This window comes from Ensifer sp. R1-3 (assembly GCF_056739175.1).
Window position 1 is genome coordinate 157,090 of sequence record NZ_CP096516.1, and the last position, 15,680, is coordinate 172,769.

The 15,680-nt window shown below is 63.3% G+C and carries 16 protein-coding genes; 10 read left to right on the plus strand and 6 right to left on the minus strand.

Features of this window, described 5'->3' with window-relative positions:
* Position 1 precedes the first annotated feature (1 nt).
* From tkt to M1D43_RS18065, 3 genes are read right to left on the minus strand one after another with little or no spacing between them, the layout of a single operon-like run.
* Positions 2–2,086: a transketolase gene (gene tkt / locus M1D43_RS18055; protein ID WP_014527578.1), complete on the minus strand. Its 2,085-nt coding sequence runs from the start codon at positions 2,084–2,086 to the stop codon at positions 2–4.
* A 10-nt stretch (positions 2,087–2,096) separates the two neighbouring features.
* Positions 2,097–2,966, minus strand: coding sequence for a phosphoribulokinase (locus tag M1D43_RS18060; protein ID WP_003528721.1), 870 nt, complete (start codon positions 2,964–2,966; stop codon positions 2,097–2,099).
* A 10-nt stretch (positions 2,967–2,976) separates the two neighbouring features.
* Complete coding sequence (locus M1D43_RS18065) at positions 2,977–4,026, minus strand: class 1 fructose-bisphosphatase (protein WP_014527577.1); 1,050 nt, start codon at positions 4,024–4,026, stop codon at positions 2,977–2,979.
* Positions 4,027–4,127: 101 nt separating this feature from the next.
* Here M1D43_RS18065 and M1D43_RS18070 point away from each other — a divergent pair, with 101 nt between their 5' ends.
* From M1D43_RS18070 to pqqE, 6 genes are all read left to right on the plus strand, one after another.
* Positions 4,128–5,069: a LysR family transcriptional regulator gene (locus M1D43_RS18070; protein WP_014527576.1), complete on the plus strand. Its 942-nt coding sequence runs from the start codon at positions 4,128–4,130 to the stop codon at positions 5,067–5,069.
* A gap of 282 nt (positions 5,070–5,351) precedes the next feature.
* Positions 5,352–5,447 (plus strand): pyrroloquinoline quinone precursor peptide PqqA, encoded by a 96-nt coding sequence (gene pqqA, locus M1D43_RS18075; RefSeq protein WP_003528714.1) that lies wholly within the window; start codon positions 5,352–5,354, stop codon positions 5,445–5,447.
* Between the two features lie 41 nt (positions 5,448–5,488).
* The gene (gene pqqB / locus M1D43_RS18080) at positions 5,489–6,400 is read left to right on the plus strand and encodes a pyrroloquinoline quinone biosynthesis protein PqqB (protein ID WP_003528712.1); all 912 of its coding nucleotides are present in this window, start codon (positions 5,489–5,491) and stop codon (positions 6,398–6,400) included.
* Entirely contained in the window at positions 6,397–7,167 is a 771-nt protein-coding gene (gene pqqC / locus M1D43_RS18085; protein ID WP_003528710.1) for a pyrroloquinoline-quinone synthase PqqC, read from the plus strand. The genes pqqB and pqqC overlap by 4 nt, the downstream gene beginning before the upstream one ends.
* Positions 7,164–7,460 (plus strand): pyrroloquinoline quinone biosynthesis peptide chaperone PqqD, encoded by a 297-nt coding sequence (pqqD, locus tag M1D43_RS18090; RefSeq protein WP_003528708.1) that lies wholly within the window; start codon positions 7,164–7,166, stop codon positions 7,458–7,460. Before pqqC ends, pqqD begins: the two co-directional genes overlap by 4 nt.
* Positions 7,457–8,584 (plus strand): pyrroloquinoline quinone biosynthesis protein PqqE, encoded by a 1,128-nt coding sequence (gene pqqE / locus M1D43_RS18095; RefSeq protein ID WP_014527575.1) that lies wholly within the window; start codon positions 7,457–7,459, stop codon positions 8,582–8,584. Before pqqD ends, pqqE begins: the two co-directional genes overlap by 4 nt.
* Positions 8,585–8,652: 68 nt before the next feature.
* Here the strand turns inward: pqqE and M1D43_RS18100 are convergent, their stop codons facing one another.
* The 3 genes from M1D43_RS18100 to M1D43_RS18110 all read right to left on the minus strand — a co-directional run bounded on the left by M1D43_RS18100 (position 8,653) and on the right by M1D43_RS18110 (position 10,734).
* Positions 8,653–8,892, minus strand: coding sequence for a tautomerase family protein (locus M1D43_RS18100; RefSeq protein WP_014527574.1), 240 nt, complete (start codon positions 8,890–8,892; stop codon positions 8,653–8,655).
* Positions 8,893–8,946: 54 nt separating this feature from the next.
* Positions 8,947–9,660, minus strand: coding sequence for an SDR family NAD(P)-dependent oxidoreductase (locus M1D43_RS18105; protein WP_010975106.1), 714 nt, complete (start codon positions 9,658–9,660; stop codon positions 8,947–8,949).
* Positions 9,661–9,801: 141 nt separating this feature from the next.
* Complete coding sequence (locus M1D43_RS18110) at positions 9,802–10,734, minus strand: LysR family transcriptional regulator (protein WP_498814355.1); 933 nt, start codon at positions 10,732–10,734, stop codon at positions 9,802–9,804.
* A 193-nt stretch (positions 10,735–10,927) separates the two neighbouring features.
* Between M1D43_RS18110 and M1D43_RS18115 the strand changes: the two genes are divergently transcribed.
* From M1D43_RS18115 to M1D43_RS18130, 4 genes are all read left to right on the plus strand, one after another.
* Positions 10,928–11,602, plus strand: coding sequence for a type 1 glutamine amidotransferase domain-containing protein (locus tag M1D43_RS18115; RefSeq protein ID WP_014527572.1), 675 nt, complete (start codon positions 10,928–10,930; stop codon positions 11,600–11,602).
* A gap of 172 nt (positions 11,603–11,774) precedes the next feature.
* Positions 11,775–13,523 (plus strand): cytochrome c biogenesis protein DipZ, encoded by a 1,749-nt coding sequence (locus tag M1D43_RS18120; protein WP_027989162.1) that lies wholly within the window; start codon positions 11,775–11,777, stop codon positions 13,521–13,523.
* A 262-nt stretch (positions 13,524–13,785) separates the two neighbouring features.
* Positions 13,786–14,589, plus strand: a complete 804-nt coding sequence (locus M1D43_RS18125) for an SDR family NAD(P)-dependent oxidoreductase (RefSeq protein ID WP_014527569.1) — start codon at positions 13,786–13,788, stop codon at positions 14,587–14,589.
* Positions 14,590–14,684: 95 nt separating this feature from the next.
* A complete protein-coding gene (locus M1D43_RS18130; RefSeq protein WP_003528692.1) occupies positions 14,685–15,632 on the plus strand; it encodes a GlxA family transcriptional regulator in 948 nt (315 codons plus the stop codon).
* Positions 15,633–15,680: the final 48 nt, after the last annotated feature.

A 15,680-nucleotide genomic window follows, 5' to 3' on the forward strand; every position in this document is an offset into this window, starting at 1 on the left:
GTCATGCCTCCTCGGATGATCTGACGATGTGGGCGACCGGTTTGCCGGTCCGGGCACCTATGGGCGGCGTTTCCGGGCATGCCCGGCGGAGGAGCTCCAGGGCTTCTGCGACGACATGGTCGGCGGTAATGCCGAAATGGCGGTAGAGGTCTCCGGCCGGTGCCGAGGCACCGAAGCCTGTCATCCCGACGAAAGCACTGTCGGGGCCCATCCAACGGTCCCAGCCGAGGCGGCCCGCCGCCTCGATGGCGATGCGCGGTGCATCTCCGAGGACCTGCCTTTGATAGGCCGCGTCCTGAGCCTCGAACTTCTCCCAGCACGGCATGGAGACCACCGCCGCTGCTATGCGTTCTTCGGCCTGCAGGCGCTCCGCTGCGGCAACGGCGATCTCGACTTCGGATCCCGTGGCGAGAAGCGTGATGTCCCGGTCGCCGCGCGCCTCCATCAGGACATAGGCCCCGAGCGCCGACAGGTTCTCGTTCCCGTCCGTCCGGCGCAGCATCGGCAGGGCCTGCCGCGAAAGGGCGAGGACGCTCGGCGTGTTCTTCTCGCCAATCGCGATCTCCCAGCATTCCGCCGTCTCGATGATGTCGGCCGGCCGGAAGACGTTGAGGTTGGGCGTGGCGCGCAGCATGGCCAGATGCTCGACCGGCTGGTGCGTCGGTCCGTCTTCGCCGAGCCCGATGGAATCATGGGTCAGCACATAGATGACCGGCAGGCCCATCAGGGCCGAAAGGCGCATCGCACCGCGGGCATAGTCGGAAAAGACCAGGAAAGTGCCCCCATAGGGGATGAAGCCGCCATGGAGCGCGATGCCGTTCATGGCGGCCGCCATGCCGTGCTCGCGGATGCCGTAATGCAGGTAGCGGCCCTTGAAATTACCCGGCGAGATGGGCTGGGTCTGCGAGGTCAGCGTCAGGTTCGAACCGGTCAGGTCGGCCGAGCCGCCGATGGTCAAAGCGGTGGCGCCGTTGATGACCTCCAGAGCCATCTGCGAGGCCTGACGCGTCGCGACCTTCGTAGCCCTTGTGCGATGCGCGCCCCGGAATCTTGCAAGCAGATCGCCGACCTCGCCGTCGAGCTGCCGCTCTACGGTCTGCTCGTAGCGCTTTTTCGAGCGCGAAGCGTCAAGGCGGATTTCCCACGCCTCGCGGGCCGTGCGGCCCCGCGTCGCCACCTTTTCCCAGGCGGCCTTGATCTCGGGCGGAACGAAGAAGGGCGGATGCGGCCAGCCGAGTTTTTCGCGTGTGGCAGCGATCTCCTTTTCGCCGAGCGCCGCGCCGTGGGTCTTGTGCGAGCCCTCCATGCTGGCGGCACCCTTGCCGATACGGGTGCGGCAGGCGATCAGCGACGGCTTTCGGGTCCGGCGCGCCCGTTCGATCGCTTTTTCCACCGCGTCGGGGTCGTGGCCGTCGACTGCTTGCGCGTCCCAGCCGGCGGCGCGGAAACGCGCAAGCTGGTTCATCGAGGTGGAGAGATCGGTCGAGCCGTCGATCGATATCCGGTTGTCGTCCCACAGCACGACGAGCTTGCGCAATTTCAAATGTCCGGCAAGGTCGATCGCCTCGTGGCTGATCCCCTCCTGCAGGCAGCCGTCTCCGGCTACCACGTAAGTGAAGTGGTTGCAGAGCGCACTGCCGAAGCGGGCGGCCATCATCTGTTCGGCGATCGCCATGCCGACAGCGGTCGAGATCCCCTGGCCGAGCGGGCCGGTGGTGGTCTCGATACCGAGGGCATGGCCATATTCGGGGTGGCCGGCCGTTTTCGAGCCAAGCTGGCGAAAGGATGAAAGCTCGGCCATCGGCATATCGGCGAAGCCGATGAGGTGATGGAGCGAATAGAGCAGCATCGAGCCATGGCCGGCCGAAAGCACAAAACGGTCGCGGTCCGGCCAGTCGGGGTGTGACGGATCGATCCTGATGAAGCGGTTGAAGAGGACCGTCACCGCGTCGGCCATGCCCATCGGCATGCCGGGGTGACCGGAATTGGCCTTCTCGACGGCATCCATGGAAAGAAACCGGATGGCATCGGCCATGCTGCGCTCCGAGGCGGCGGCGCGCGGTCCGATCTGCTGCGAAACATTCATGATGTCCTCCTCACGACATGCGGTGCTTGCGCTCGAGCAGCTTGTGGATGAGCGGGGTGAAGATCAGCTGCATGGCGAGATCGAGCTTGTCGCCCGGCACCACGATGGAATTGGCGCGCGACATGTAGCTGTTGTGCAGCATCGACAGCAGGTAGGGGAAATCGATGCTTTGTGGCTTGGCGAAGCGGATGACCAGGATGGATTCGGCCGGCGTCGGTATCCAGCGGGCGATAAAGGGATTGGATGTGTCGACGATCGGTACGCGCTGAAAATTGATGTCCGTCAGGGAGAATTGCGGGCAGATATAGTTCACGTAGTCGGGCATGCGCCGCAGGATGGTGTCGGTCACGGCCTCGGTGGAGTAGCCGCGGGTCGCCTTGTCGCGATGGATCTTCTGGATCCATTCGAGATTGATCACGGGCACGACGCCGATCTTCAGGTCGCAATGCTGGGCGAGATTGACCGTGTCGGTGACGGCGCAGCCATGCAGCCCCTCGTAGAAGAGGAGATCGCTGTCGCGGAATTCTTCCCAGTCGGTGAACGTGCCGGGGTCCGAACCGAATTTCGCGGCCTCGGCCTCGTCGTGCACGTAGTGACGGGTGCGGCCGACCCCGCGCCGGCCATATTCGGCGAAGACGCTTTCAAGGATTTCCAGTTCGTTCGCCTCGGCGGAGAAATGCGTGAAGTCGACGCCTCGGGCTTTCTCCTCCGCTATCTTGCTGCGCATGGTTTCCCGGTCGAAGCGATGAAAGGCATCGCCTTCGATGAAGGACGCCGAAATGTTCTCGCGCTTGAATATCTTCTCGAAGGTGTCCTTGACGGTCGTGGTTCCGGCGCCGGACGAACCCGTGATGGAGATGATGGGGAATTTGGCCGACATATTTTTCTCCTCAGGCCCGGAACAGACCGCGCTTGCCGAAGAGCGGAGCGCGTTCGCCAATCATGTTCGGGTCGACGTGATAGCGGGTGATGCGCGCCACCTCGCGGCGCGAACCGAAAACCAGAGGCACGCGCTGGTGCAGATTTTCCGGAACGAGATCGAGAATGCGGTCGATGGACGTGGTGGCCGCGCCGCCGGCATTCTCGATGATGAAGGCGATCGGGTTGGCCTCGTAGACGAGCCGCAGCCGGCCCTGGCTATATCCCTTCCGGCCGTCGGCGGGATAGAGAAAGATCCCGCCGCGGATGAGGATGCGATAGGTTTCCGCGACGAGCGAGGCGATCCAGCGCATGTTGAAATCCCGCTCGCGCGGGCCCTCGGAGCCTGCCAGGCAGTCGTCGACATAGAGCCGGATCGCTTCTTCCCAGTGCCGGTAGTTCGACATGTTGATGGCGAATTCGTGCGAGCGCTCCGGGATGATGGCCGACTTGTAGGCCTCGACGAAACATCCGAGCCTGCTGGAGAAGATGAAGATCTCCGTCCCCTTGCCGAGCGACAGGACCAGAGCGGTCTGCGGTCCGTAGATAAAGAAGCCCGCCGCCAGTTGCCGGTTTCCAGGTTGCAGGAAGGACTGGGAGGGGTCCACGTCCGGCCCCTTGGCGGCGGGAAGCACCGAGAAGATCGTGCCGATGGAAACGTTGTTATCGATGTTCGAAGAGCCGTCGAGCGGGTCGATGGCAACTGCGAGGCGCGCCGACGGGTCGAGCAGAACCGGATTTTCCAGTTCTTCCGAGGCGTAGCATGCGACGGGGGCGCCTTGCAGACACGTCAGGAATTGGTCGTCGCACAGGATGTCGAGATCCTTCTGCAGATCGCCATCCGTGTTGCTGCCGCCGTGGGTGCCGTTGAAAGCGGTGCCGAGCGCTCCCTGGTTGACGAGCTTGCGGATGTCAAGGGCGGCCTTCGCCAGCCTCTGGATCACGGCGGCGACGTCCCCTGAAAGGTCGTCGCCGCGGGCCGTGCATGAAGCGAGGTAAGCTTCGAGAGTCGCGCCTGACATGATGTCTCCTCCACACGCTGTCGAGGGAAGGATGGCGCAAAAGGGGAGTTTGTAAAATTTATTCATTTGACTTCATAAGTTAGATTTCCTTACTTTGGCGCATGCGCAATGTGACCTTTCGCCAGCTCCGCACCGTCGAAGCCGTTTGCCGGTTGGGGAAGATCAACCTTGCCGCCGAAGCCTTGGGACTGACCGGACCGGCGCTCACCCTGCAGATCCAGCATCTGGAACGGGACGCCGGCATTGCGCTCTTCGACCGCACGCGCGGCGGCATGGTGCCCACGGCCTACGGCCTCGCCTTTCTCGAGGCTGCGCGGGCGATCGAGGACAGCCTTACCGCCCTCGAGGATTCGATCGACGCCATCAAGGGCCTCAGAACCGGGCGGTTGCGCCTCGGGGTCGTGTCGACCGGCAAATATTTCGCGCCGCAGCTGATTGCTGCCTTTCGCGATCAGGTCCCCGCCGTGGAGATAAATCTCTTCATCGGCAACCGTGCCGAAATCATCGCCAAACTGCGGGACCACGAGATCGACATCGCTCTGATGGGGCGGCCGCCGCGCGATTTCGAGGTGAGGGCGCAGGTGTTCGGCGATCATCCTCTGGTCTTCATCGCCCCGGCCGGTCACCCGCTCGCAGGCGTGCTGGAGATTTCACGGGAGCGGATCGCGCAGGAACAGTTCCTGGTGCGCGAAAAAGGATCGGGAACCCGGATATCGCTCGAAATCTTCCTGAGCGACACACCGCACGAGCTCGAGGAGCTTGGCACAGAGATCGCTTCGAACGAGACGATCAAGCAGGCCGTCATTGCCGGTCTCGGTATCGCCTTCATCTCGGCGCATACGATAGAACAGGAGGTAAAGCTCGGCAGGCTCGTGATCCTCGATGTGATCGACACGCCGATCCGCCGGCAGTGGTTCACCGTGTCGCGCCTGGACCGTGTCGCCACCCCGGCTATGCAGGCTTTCGAGCGGTTCGTGCTGGCATCCGGCGCGCGCTATCTGCCTGTGGTCAGCAAGCCTTATCCGGCCAACGCATTTGGCTAGATGCGAGCTTCATGCGGGCGGAAAGCGGCGTCGACCGACACCTAGGTCGTAATTGTGGGGCACCACATCGCTTGCTACCATGCGCCCAAGAGGAGATTTTACGATGCCTAAAGCCCGGCCACGGCGCCGCCGGGCTCTGCCGGAGCAGCGAACTGCCGCTCCGGCGCCTTGACCCGGGCAGGACTGCTACAGGTCCTGCCTGGTTTCATGCCCGCCCCGACCGCAAGGGCGCCTGCCGGAACGGGAGCGAGCACAACGACCCCACGGGCGAATGGAGGAAGTATGGCCTGGCATAAACCGAAATTCATCGAAGTCAGCTGCGCTATGGAAATCACCCGCTATGCTCCTGCGGACGGGGATGAACCGATCCTCTTCTGAAGGCCAGCTTGACGAGGATCGGTAAGGCATCAGGTATCCCGGTGAACAAAACGTCCGATCTTCGCATCATCGTCTTGGGGGCCGCCGCCGGCGGCGGTCTCCCGCAATGGAATTGCGGCTGTCGCAACTGCGCGATGGCGCGCGATCCGGCCTCCGGCCTCAGACCGCAAACCCAGTCGTCGCTTGCGGTGAGCCTCGACGGCGAGAGCTGGACCGTCTTCAACGCCTCCCCGGACATCCGCCAGCAGGTTCAAGACAATTGCCCGCTTCAGCCACGCCGGCTGCGCCACAGCCCCATCGAGAGTGTGGTGCTGACGAATGGCGACATCGACCATCTGGCAGGGCTTCTCGTTTTGCGGGAGAAGCAGGCATTCACCCTATTTTCGACCGGCGCAGTCGGCCGGATCGTCTCCGACAATCCGGTCTTCCAGGTCCTCGATCCGGAACTGGTGTCAAGAAAGACCATCGAAATCGATGAGGCTTTCTCTCCGCTGTCGGGCCTCGATGCACGGCTCTTCGCCGTTCCGGGCAAGGTGCCCCTCTTTCTCGAGGACGGCGAGCCCGATCTGGGCATCGAGGGCGAGCACACGGTCGGGCTCGAACTGGAGGCCGCCGGCAGGCGGGTCTATTATGTTCCTGGCTGCGCCATGATGACGGATAGCCTCGCCGCGCGCCTGCGCGATGCCGATGCTGTCTTCTTCGACGGCACGCTCTTTTCCGATGACGAGATGATCCTGACCGGGACCGGCCGCAAGACAGGCCGTCGCATGGGCCACATGCCGATCGACGGGGAAGGTGGCAGCCTCGACGCGCTCGATCTCTTGAACATTCGCAGAAAGATCTATGTCCATATCAACAACACCAACCCGATCTGGCGGGCCGGCAGCGAGCGAGAGCGCGTCGAGGCCCGCGGTTTCGAGATCGGCTATGACGGCATGGAGGTCCGGCTGTGACGACGGCAACTGACAGACAAGCTTTCCATGCCCGCCTGCTGGAGATCGGCAAGGAGCGCTACCATGACAAGCATCCGTTTCATGCGATGCTCCATGGCGGCGGTTGCACGACGACGCAGGTCCGCGCCTGGGTGATCAACCGCTATTATTACCAGAGCCGCATCCCCATGAAGGATGCGGCCTTTCTGTCGCGTTGCGACGACCCGGATATGCGCCGGGCCTGGCGCTCCCGCATCGAAGATCACGACGGCGGCGTCGAGGAGGGCGGCGGCATCCGGCGCTGGCTGCGTCTCGCCGAGGCCGTGGGACTAGATCCAGCCTATGTCGGCTCCGCAAGGGGCGTACTGCCGTCGACCCGGTTTGCCGTGGACGCCTATGTTTCCTTTGTGCGTGAGAAGCCGCTGCTCGAGGCGGTGGCCTCCTCGCTGACGGAGCTTTTTGCGCCGAAGATCCACTCGGAGCGCATTGCCGGGCTGCTGGAGCACTACGCCTTCGCCGATGACGCCGCACTCGCCTATTTCCGCCAGAGGCTGGCGGAGGCGCCCCGGGATGTCGAGTTCGGCCTCGCCTATGTCCTTGACCATGCCGACACGCGGGAAAAGCAGGACGCGGCCGCTCAGGCACTCACCTTCAAGACGGATGTTCTCTGGGCCCAGCTCGATGCACTTTATTCGGCCTATGTCACGCCGGGGCGCATTCCGCCGGGGGCCTGGGACGGCCGGGAGGGGGTGATCCGCGAGCCGAGAGCGCGGGAGGCCGCGGAATGACGGCCGACGCGCCCGTGATTTCAGGATCGAGCGTCGTCAAGCTGGCACGAGGGGTCCGGCTGCATGAGGATCCGGTCCGCGGCCAGACAGTGCTGCTGGCTCCGGAGCGCGCCATGGCCGTGGACGACATCGCCGTCGCCATCGTTCAGGCTCTCGATGGCGAACGGAACCTCGACCGGATCGCCGCCGACTTTGCCGAGAAGTTCGACGCCCCCGTCGAAGAGATCGCCGAGGATGTCAGGACTTTCGTCCAGGAGCTCTCCGTCCGCCGCATGCTGGAGATCGTCCAATGAGCGACACTATCGCCCGGCCAGCCGAAACTGCCCGCACCTTGCCGCGCATTCTTCCGCCGATGGCCATGCTGGCGGAACTGACGCATCGCTGCCCGCTCGCCTGCCCCTATTGCTCCAATCCGATCGCCCTGACGCAAGCCAAGGAAGAACTATCGACAGAGGAGTGGACAGGCGTCTTCGCGCAAGCCGCCGATCTCGGCGTCCTGCATCTGCACCTGTCCGGCGGGGAGCCTGCCGCGCGTCGGGACCTTGTCGAATTGACGCAGGCGGCGAGTTCGCTCGGCCTTTACACCAACCTGATCACCTCCGGCGTGGGACTGACGGAGGCGAGGATGAACAGCCTCGCCGATGCCGGACTCGACCATATCCAACTTTCCATCCAGGGCGTTTCTCCCGAAAGCGCCGATCGGATCGGCGGGTACAAAGGCGGTTATGAACGGAAAATGGCGGTTGCAGGCTGGGCGGCCGATGCCGCTATACCGCTGACGCTGAACGCCGTCTGCCACAGGCAGAACATGGGCGAGATCGATGAGATGATTGAGCTGGCTATCCGGCTGAAGGCGCGCCGCATCGAAGTCGCCACCGTGCAGTTTCACGGTTGGGCCGAGCGCAACAAAGAGGTTCTCATGCCGACCCGCGAGCAGGTCGAATGCGCTACGCGAAGCGTCGCCGAAGCACGCGAGAAATATCAGGGCATATTGGTGATCGACTATGTGCCCGCCGATTATTATTCGAAGTATCCGAAGGCCTGCATGGGCGGCTGGGGCCGCGTCGGCTTGAACATCACGCCGTCCGGGCGGGTGCTTCCATGCCATGCCGCCGAAACCATTCCGAGCCTCTCTTTCGAGAACGTGCGCGAAAACTCGCTTTCCAGCATCTGGTACGAGAGCAATGCGTTCAATGCCTATCGCGGCGAGGACTGGATGCCGGAGCTCTGTCGGAGCTGCGAGCGCAAGAAGGTGGATTTCGGCGGCTGCCGCTGCCAGGCGATGGCGCTTGCCGGCGACGCGAGCGCAACGGACCCGGTTTGCATCCGGTCTCCGCTTCGCGATCGCCTGACGCTCGAAGTGGAACAGCTTTCGGCACCGTCGGTCGTGCCGATGAATTATCGCGGCCGGGCATAACCGTTAACGGTGTCGGCACGCTTCACCGGTTGGAAACGGTGAAGCGTGGCGGGCAGATTTTGCCGGCTTCAGGATCGGGCCGTCTCGTCGCGCTGCCGGCGGAATTGCACTGTCGGGAGGCCACCCCAGCCCCAGTTATCGAGCTCGACTTCCTCGATAACCACATAGGTGGATTCGAGCGGCTTGTTCAGGACATCAAGGAGCACTTCGCTGACGCCCTTGATGATCGCGGCCTTCTCCTCTGCGGTGACCGAGTTGCGGCCGGGTGCGCTTCCCTCGCGGGTAACCTGTACGGTGACGATAGGCATGACAGTCTCCTTTGCGGCTTTGGTTCGTGTTTCGTCGCGGGGCCGATATGCCGTTTACCAGCGTCCGGCGTTCTGACCGCCGTCGACATGGAGGATCTCGCCCGTGATGAATCCCGCATGTTCGAGGTAGAGGACGGCATCCACGACGTCGCGAATTTCGCCCATCCGGCCGACCGGGTGCAGGCCGGCGAGCGTCGAATGGGTCTCAGCCGGATGCATCGGGGTCTTGATTACCCCGGGGGAAACCGCGTTGACGCGAACGCCGCTTCTGGAAAACTCCATCGCCAGCGACCGGGTCACCGCGTTCAGGCCACCCTTGGTGAGCGACGCGAGCGCTGAGGGCATGCCCACCATCGGCTGATCGACGAGGCTGGTGGTGATGCTGACAATATGACCCGAACCCTGCTTCAGCATTTCCGCCGCGGCTCGCTGGGTGATGTGGAAGAAGCCGGCGACGTTCACCCCGAGATTGTGGTCGTAATCCTCCTGGGTCATCTCGACGAACGGCTTGGCGAGGAAAACGCCGGCATTGTTCACCAGAGAGTCGATGCGGCCGAAGCGCTCGATTCCCTCGCGCACGATCCGGTCGGCGGTCTCCGGTTTGCTGATGTCGCCGGCGACGGTATGGATATCCGGGTCGGCGCTCGGCTTGATGGACCGGGAGGTCGCGACGACGCGGTAGTTCCGGTCACGATAGGCGCGAACCAGTCCGGCGCCGATGCCTTGGGAGGCGCCGGTGATGACGACGACTTTCTGTTGGTTACGCATGATGTGATCCTTTCTCGATTGCAGCGGCCGCTTCCTGCGTCCGCCCTCCGCCCTCGGCGTTGGTGCAATCGAAATTAGATCGATGCGTCTCTTGGGAGAATTGCCGCTATTTGATCGACACTCAACCGAATATCGGCACAATCAGGTAAGCGTGCCAGCCTCCGCTGCCATGCGCGCAAATTCGGAGCGCAGACGCGGCGCCGCAAAGTCGACAAATGCGCGGACCTTGGGGACCGACATGCGGCCCTGCGGTGCGATGAGATGCGCCGGCAGGGGCGGATGCTCGGCATCGGCGAGCACGATTTCGAGGCGCCCGTCTCTTACATATTCCGCGACGTGATAGGAATAAAGCCGCGTCAGGCCGCGCCCGGCAGCCGCCGACGCGGCGGCGGCGCGCACGCTGTTGACTATGCACCTCGGCGTAAACTGGATCGTTCTGGGGATGGAAGAGCCCTTCGCCGGTGTGAAGCTCCAGGCCTCCAGACCGAAATTGGTGAAGGCCAGGATTTGGTGCTTGGCGAGATCGGCCGGTTCTCCGATGCGGGGGTGATTGGCGAGGTAGCGAGGCGAGGCGACTACGACGCGCCGCACATCGCCGCCGAGCCGGGTGGAGATGAGCGATGAATCCGCCAGTTGACCGATGCGCAGCGCAATGTCGAGGCCTTCGTCCACCAGGTTGACGAAGCGATCGAGGAGAAGAAGGCGGACCGAAACGGTCGGGTAGAGATCGAGGAAATCATCCAGGATGGGGCGAAGTATCTCCTCCCCCAGGATTGGTGGCGAGGAAATCGTCAACATCCCGCGAGGGGCGGAGCGTTCCCCTCCTGCGAGCATGTCCGCTTCCTCGAGATCGGTCAGTACCCGTCGGCAGGCGGCCGCATAGCGTTGGCCTGCTTCGCTCAGTTTGAGGGTGCGGGTCGTCCGATGCAGAAGCTCGACGCCCACATGCGCTTCCAGGAAGCTCAAGGCGCGGCTCACCGCCGTCGGCGAGCGCTTCAGGCGGCGGGCCGCCCCGGCGAGGCTGCCCTCGTCGATCGCCGCGACGAAAACTTTCATTGCATCGATGCGGTCCATATTCTGCCGATCTCCGGGACAGTGACTGCTGTAGAGCGAGTATTCACCCCAAAACGGCAATACGCAATGATGGCAAAGCTGTACTGGCCGGCCATCCTGCGGGAGCCTCGCCAATATACGGTCACGGCTCGAGAATAGGCTGCGTATCCGCGCGATCCTGCGTTTGGAAACGCCTCAACGAAGGAGAATGACCATGAAGATCCTGATGGTTCTGACTTCGCATGACCGGCTCGGCAACACGGGCAAGCCGACCGGCTTCTGGCTGGAGGAGTTTGCTGCGCCCTATTACGTGTTCAAGGACGCCGGGGCAGAAGTCACGCTCGCTTCGCCCAAGGGCGGCCAGCCGCCGATCGATCCCAAGAGCGACGAGCCAGCCAGCCAGACTGCAGCGATGGGGCGGTTCAAGGACGACCCCGCCGCCAGGAAAGCATTGGCAAATACTTTGAAGCTAGGTGAAGTCAAACAGGAGGACTACGACGCGGTGTTCTATCCGGGCGGACACGGTCCGATGTGGGACCTCGTCAATGACAGGAATTCCATCGCCCTTATCGAAGGCTTCTACGACGCGGGCAAGCCGGTCGCCGCCGTCTGCCATGGCCCGGCTGTCCTGACGCAGGTCACTCATCTCGGCGAGCCCATCGTCAAGGGAAGGCGCGTCACGGGCTTCACCAATTCCGAAGAGGAGGCCGTTCAACTGACCGATGTCGTGCCCTTCCTGGTCGAAGACGAACTGAAGCGCCTCGGCGGGCGCTACGAGAAGGCCGAGGATTGGGCCGACTTCACGGTTGTGGACGGCAGGCTGGTCACCGGCCAGAACCCGTCTTCGTCCACTTCCGCCGCCAGCGAACTGCTGAAGCTTCTGCAGTAGTCTTCCTCGTCGGGTGGCATGACGCTGCAGAAGGCCCGTGCGGCCTTCTGCAATTCGATACAGATCCCCTTGTTACGAGACACAATCGGGATACCTCGCTCTGGTCCCATGCTCCGCGTGTCAAGCGCGACCGCCGCCGCAAGAGGCGCAGGTCCAATGCAGAGGGACGAAAATGATCCTTTTCACAATAGCTTATCTCGCAGGTGCGCTGACAATCCTCAGCCCCTGCATCCTCCCGGTCTTGCCTTTCGTGTTTTCGCGGGCCGGCCAGCCCTTCGCCAGGAGCGTTCTTCCGATGCTCATCGGCATGGTTCTCACATTCGCGGGCGTGGCCACACTCGCCGCGCTTGGTGGTGACTGGGCGGTACAGGCGAATGTGGCCGGGCGGTATGCGGCGATCGCAGTGCTGGCCGGTTTCGGCGTGACCCTGCTTTCGACGCGGGCCGCGGCCCTGTTCACTCGTCCGGCCGTCGCACTCGGCGGCCGGCTCTCACAAAAAATGGCCGGTCAGCCGCCGAGCGTCGGAGCGTCGCTCCTTCTCGGTGTTGCAACCGGACTTCTTTGGGCGCCCTGCGCGGGCCCAATTCTGGGCCTGGTGCTGACCGGCGCCGCCCTGCACGGTGCCAATGTCGAGACCACGCTTCTGCTGGCGGCTTATGCTGCCGGTGCGGCGACTTCGCTGGCCTTGGCCGTTCTTGCCGGAGGGAGAGTGTTTGCGGCGATGAAGCGCTCACTCGGCCTTGGCGAGCGGCTCCGGCAGGGCCTCGGCATTGCCGTGCTTGCAGGCGTTGCCGCAATCGCGCTCGGGCTCGATACGGGGCAGCTTGCGCGCCTCTCCTATGCAAGCACCGCGGCCATCGAGCAGTCGCTCCTCGACGGTGTGCGGGGCGACTCCGTCGAGGACAGGGCGTCAACTGCCGTCGGCGGCGAGGGACCGGCCTACCGCAGCGACTTGCCGGTGGAAGGCATGTTCCCGCCGCTGGACGGCGCCGTCGAGTGGGTCAACTCGAAGCCTTTGAGCGTGGAACAGCTGCGCGGCAAGGTCGTTCTCGTCGATTTCTGGACCTACTCCTGCATCAACTGCATCCGTACGATCCCCTATGTCCGCGCCTGGGCCGAGAAGTATCGGGACCAGGGGCTGGTGGTGATCGGCGTGCATGCGCCTGAATTCGCCTTCGAAAAGCGCATCGCCAACGTCAGGAGCGCAGTGACGGATTTCGATATCCGCTATCCCGTTGCGATCGACAACGATTTCGCGATCTGGCGCGCCTTCGGCAACAGCTACTGGCCCGCGCACTATTTCATCGATGCAGAAGGGCGGATCAGACACCATCACTTCGGCGAGGGCGATTATGCGCGGTCGGAGCGCGTCATACAGGAGCTGCTGGCGGAAGCGGCGGGGAGCCGCCGCGGCGACAATGGTTTCGTGCAGCCGGATGCGACGGGTGCCGAAGCCGCGCCCGATCTCGCCAATCTCCAGTCCGGCGAGGATTATGTCGGCTACATGCGTGCTTCGAACTTCGTGTCGCCGGAGCGTGTCGCAGCCGATGCGGCGCACGAGTATACCGCCGGCGAGCCTCGGCTCAATCAATGGAGCCTCGCCGGCAACTGGACGGTTGGTGCAGAGCAGGCGACACTCAATCGCGCCGGGGGCGCAATCACCTACAGGTTCAGCGCGCGCGATCTGCACCTTGTCCTCGGCCCTGGGGAAAACGGCAGGAGGGTGCGCTTTCAGGTGAAGGTCGACGGTGCTGCACCGGGCCCGGATCACGGTTCGGACATTGATTCCGACGGCTATGGAACGGTGGGAGAGACGCGCCTCTATCAGCTCGTACGGCAGTCGGGGGAGGTGCGGGAACGAACGTTCGAGATCCGCTTTCTCGAACCCGGCGTCGAAGCATTCGTTTTTACGTTCGGATGAAGAAGAGGAGAGTTCATGCACATTCCTGTAACCGGCTTTACCTCGTGGTACTGGCACCTGCGCCTGGGATACGGATCCACGCGAACCGTCGAGATTGCCGCCCTCTTCGCCGCCCCAGCACCTCCAGCGGCATCCGCGCGGCGTTGACGGCGACATTCCGTCCATGCTGTACTCTATGTCCTAGATTGACGGATTTACGTCATTTGAGACATTGCGGTTTCACCCTACTATCGAGGCTCAAACCAACCGATTGGAGCCTCACATGACCCAGCATTCAAAAGGCACCGCGCTCGTTACCGGCGCTTCCTCCGGCATCGGTGCGATCTATGCCGATCGCTTGGCGCGCCGGGGATATGATCTGATCCTCGTCGCCCGAAACCAGACCCGCCTCGATGAACTGGCCAGGCGTCTTACCGACGACACCGGGCGCTCCGTCGAAGTCGTGGCAGCGGACCTTCGCAAGAGGACCGACGCCGCACGCATCGAGAAGGTGCTACGCACCGATGCCAGCATCACCATGCTGGTCAACAATGCCGGCGTCGGTGCAACCGGGCCATTGCTCGCCTCGGATGTCGACAAAATGGAGGAGATGATCGCGCTCAACGTCAACGCGCTGACGCGGCTGACCTATGCCGCCGTGCCTGGCTTCGTAGCACGCGGCTCGGGTGCGATCATAAATATTGCTTCGATCGTCGGGATCGCGCCGGAAGTGCTGAACGGCGTGTACGGAGGAAGCAAAGCGTTCGTCCTCGCCTTCACGCTGTCGCTTCAAAAGGAGCTTGAAGGCAGGAACATCCGCATACAGGCCGTTCTCCCTGGCGCGACGGCCACCGACTTCTGGGGAATTGCCGGCACGCCTGTCGAGCATTTGCCGAACGAGATCGTCATGCCCGCCGAGGATATGGTCGACGCCGCGCTCGTGGGCTTCGATCTCGGTGAACCGATCACCATTCCATCGCTTCCCGACGCTGCCGATTGGGAGGCCTATGAAGCGGCGCGCCAGAAGCTCGTCCCGAACCTCTCTCTCAGTGTTCCCGCCGCGCGGTATCGGGCTGCGGCTGCATAGCGCTGCCCATATTGTGGCGGGTCGAGAAGTCCGTGTAGCGGTTTATCTCCTGCGCGAATATCGTGCGCAGGAGAATTCCAGCAAGGAAGTCGCCCATGCATAGAATCGGCTTTGTCGTTTTCCCGCGATTCCAGCTCATGGGTTTTGCGGCAGTAACCGCCTTCGAGATGGCGAACCTCGCCCTTGGCGAGACGGTCTACGAGATAGAACTGCTTTCCGAAGCCGGCGGCGAGGTCAAGTCGTCCGCCGGCTTCGGTGTCCTTACGAAGACTTTCGATCATACCGCTTACGACACTGTGATGTTCGGCGCCGGCGTGCAGATCGAGCCGATGACACCAGGTCTGGTGGAGTTCGCGCGTCGTTCCTTCGAGACCGCAAGGCGGGTGGCGGCGCCGTGCACCGGCGCCTTCGTCCTTGCCGAATCCGGACTACTGGACGGACGTCGGGCGACGACGCATTGGGCCTTTGCGCGCCAGCTGCAGGATCGCTTCCCGGCCGTTAAAGTCGAGGAAGACCGGATCTTCATCGTCGACGGAAGCGTGTGGACATCGGCCGGAATGACGGCGAGCATCGATCTCGCACTCGCGATGATCGAGAAGGACTACGGCCAGGGCGTCGCTCGCTCGGTCGCCCGCAAGCTGGTCGTCTATCACCGGCGTGCCGGCGGCCAATCGCAGTTCTCGGCATTGCTCGAGTTGGAACCGAAGTCCGACCGTATCCAAAGGTCGATCGATTACGCCAAGGCGAACCTCCGGCGGGGGTTGTCGGTGGAGGAACTGGCCGATGCGGCGGGCCTGAGCGCCCGCCAATTCAGCCGTGCCTTCCGCGCCGAAACAGGGCAGTCGCCTGCCAAGGCGGTGGAGACTCTCCGAGTCGAGGCGGCTCGGCTGATGATGGAGCAGGGCCGGCACTCGATGGACGTGATTGCGGAGGAAACCGGTTTCGCCATTGCCGATCGCATGCGCCGGGCCTTTCTCCGCACGCTCGGGCAGCCGCCTCAGACGATCCGCCGGAACGCCCGCGAGAGCGCGTCGGTGCCGTGAGGTCTGGCGCGAGTGAATTGTAGCCTACTGTATCGGCGCCCGTGAACT

Coding starts and splice junctions, on each gene's coding strand:
- tkt (WP_014527578.1), bottom strand. CDS start 2,086: ATGAATGTTTCGCAGCAGATCGGACCGCGCGCCGCCGCCTCGGAGCGC.
- M1D43_RS18060 (WP_003528721.1), bottom strand. CDS start 2,966: ATGTCGGCCAAATTCCCCATCATCTCCATCACGGGTTCGTCCGGCGCC.
- M1D43_RS18065 (WP_014527577.1), bottom strand. CDS start 4,026: ATGTCAGGCGCGACTCTCGAAGCTTACCTCGCTTCATGCACGGCCCGC.
- M1D43_RS18070 (WP_014527576.1), top strand. CDS start 4,128: ATGCGCAATGTGACCTTTCGCCAGCTCCGCACCGTCGAAGCCGTTTGC.
- pqqA (WP_003528714.1), top strand. CDS start 5,352: ATGGCCTGGCATAAACCGAAATTCATCGAAGTCAGCTGCGCTATGGAA.
- pqqD (WP_003528708.1), top strand. CDS start 7,164: ATGACGGCCGACGCGCCCGTGATTTCAGGATCGAGCGTCGTCAAGCTG.
- pqqE (WP_014527575.1), top strand. CDS start 7,457: ATGAGCGACACTATCGCCCGGCCAGCCGAAACTGCCCGCACCTTGCCG.
- M1D43_RS18100 (WP_014527574.1), bottom strand. CDS start 8,892: ATGCCTATCGTCACCGTACAGGTTACCCGCGAGGGAAGCGCACCCGGC.
- M1D43_RS18105 (WP_010975106.1), bottom strand. CDS start 9,660: ATGCGTAACCAACAGAAAGTCGTCGTCATCACCGGCGCCTCCCAAGGC.
- M1D43_RS18110 (WP_498814355.1), bottom strand. CDS start 10,734: ATGGACCGCATCGATGCAATGAAAGTTTTCGTCGCGGCGATCGACGAG.
- M1D43_RS18115 (WP_014527572.1), top strand. CDS start 10,928: ATGAAGATCCTGATGGTTCTGACTTCGCATGACCGGCTCGGCAACACG.
- M1D43_RS18120 (WP_027989162.1), top strand. CDS start 11,775: ATGATCCTTTTCACAATAGCTTATCTCGCAGGTGCGCTGACAATCCTC.
- M1D43_RS18125 (WP_014527569.1), top strand. CDS start 13,786: ATGACCCAGCATTCAAAAGGCACCGCGCTCGTTACCGGCGCTTCCTCC.
- M1D43_RS18130 (WP_003528692.1), top strand. CDS start 14,685: ATGCATAGAATCGGCTTTGTCGTTTTCCCGCGATTCCAGCTCATGGGT.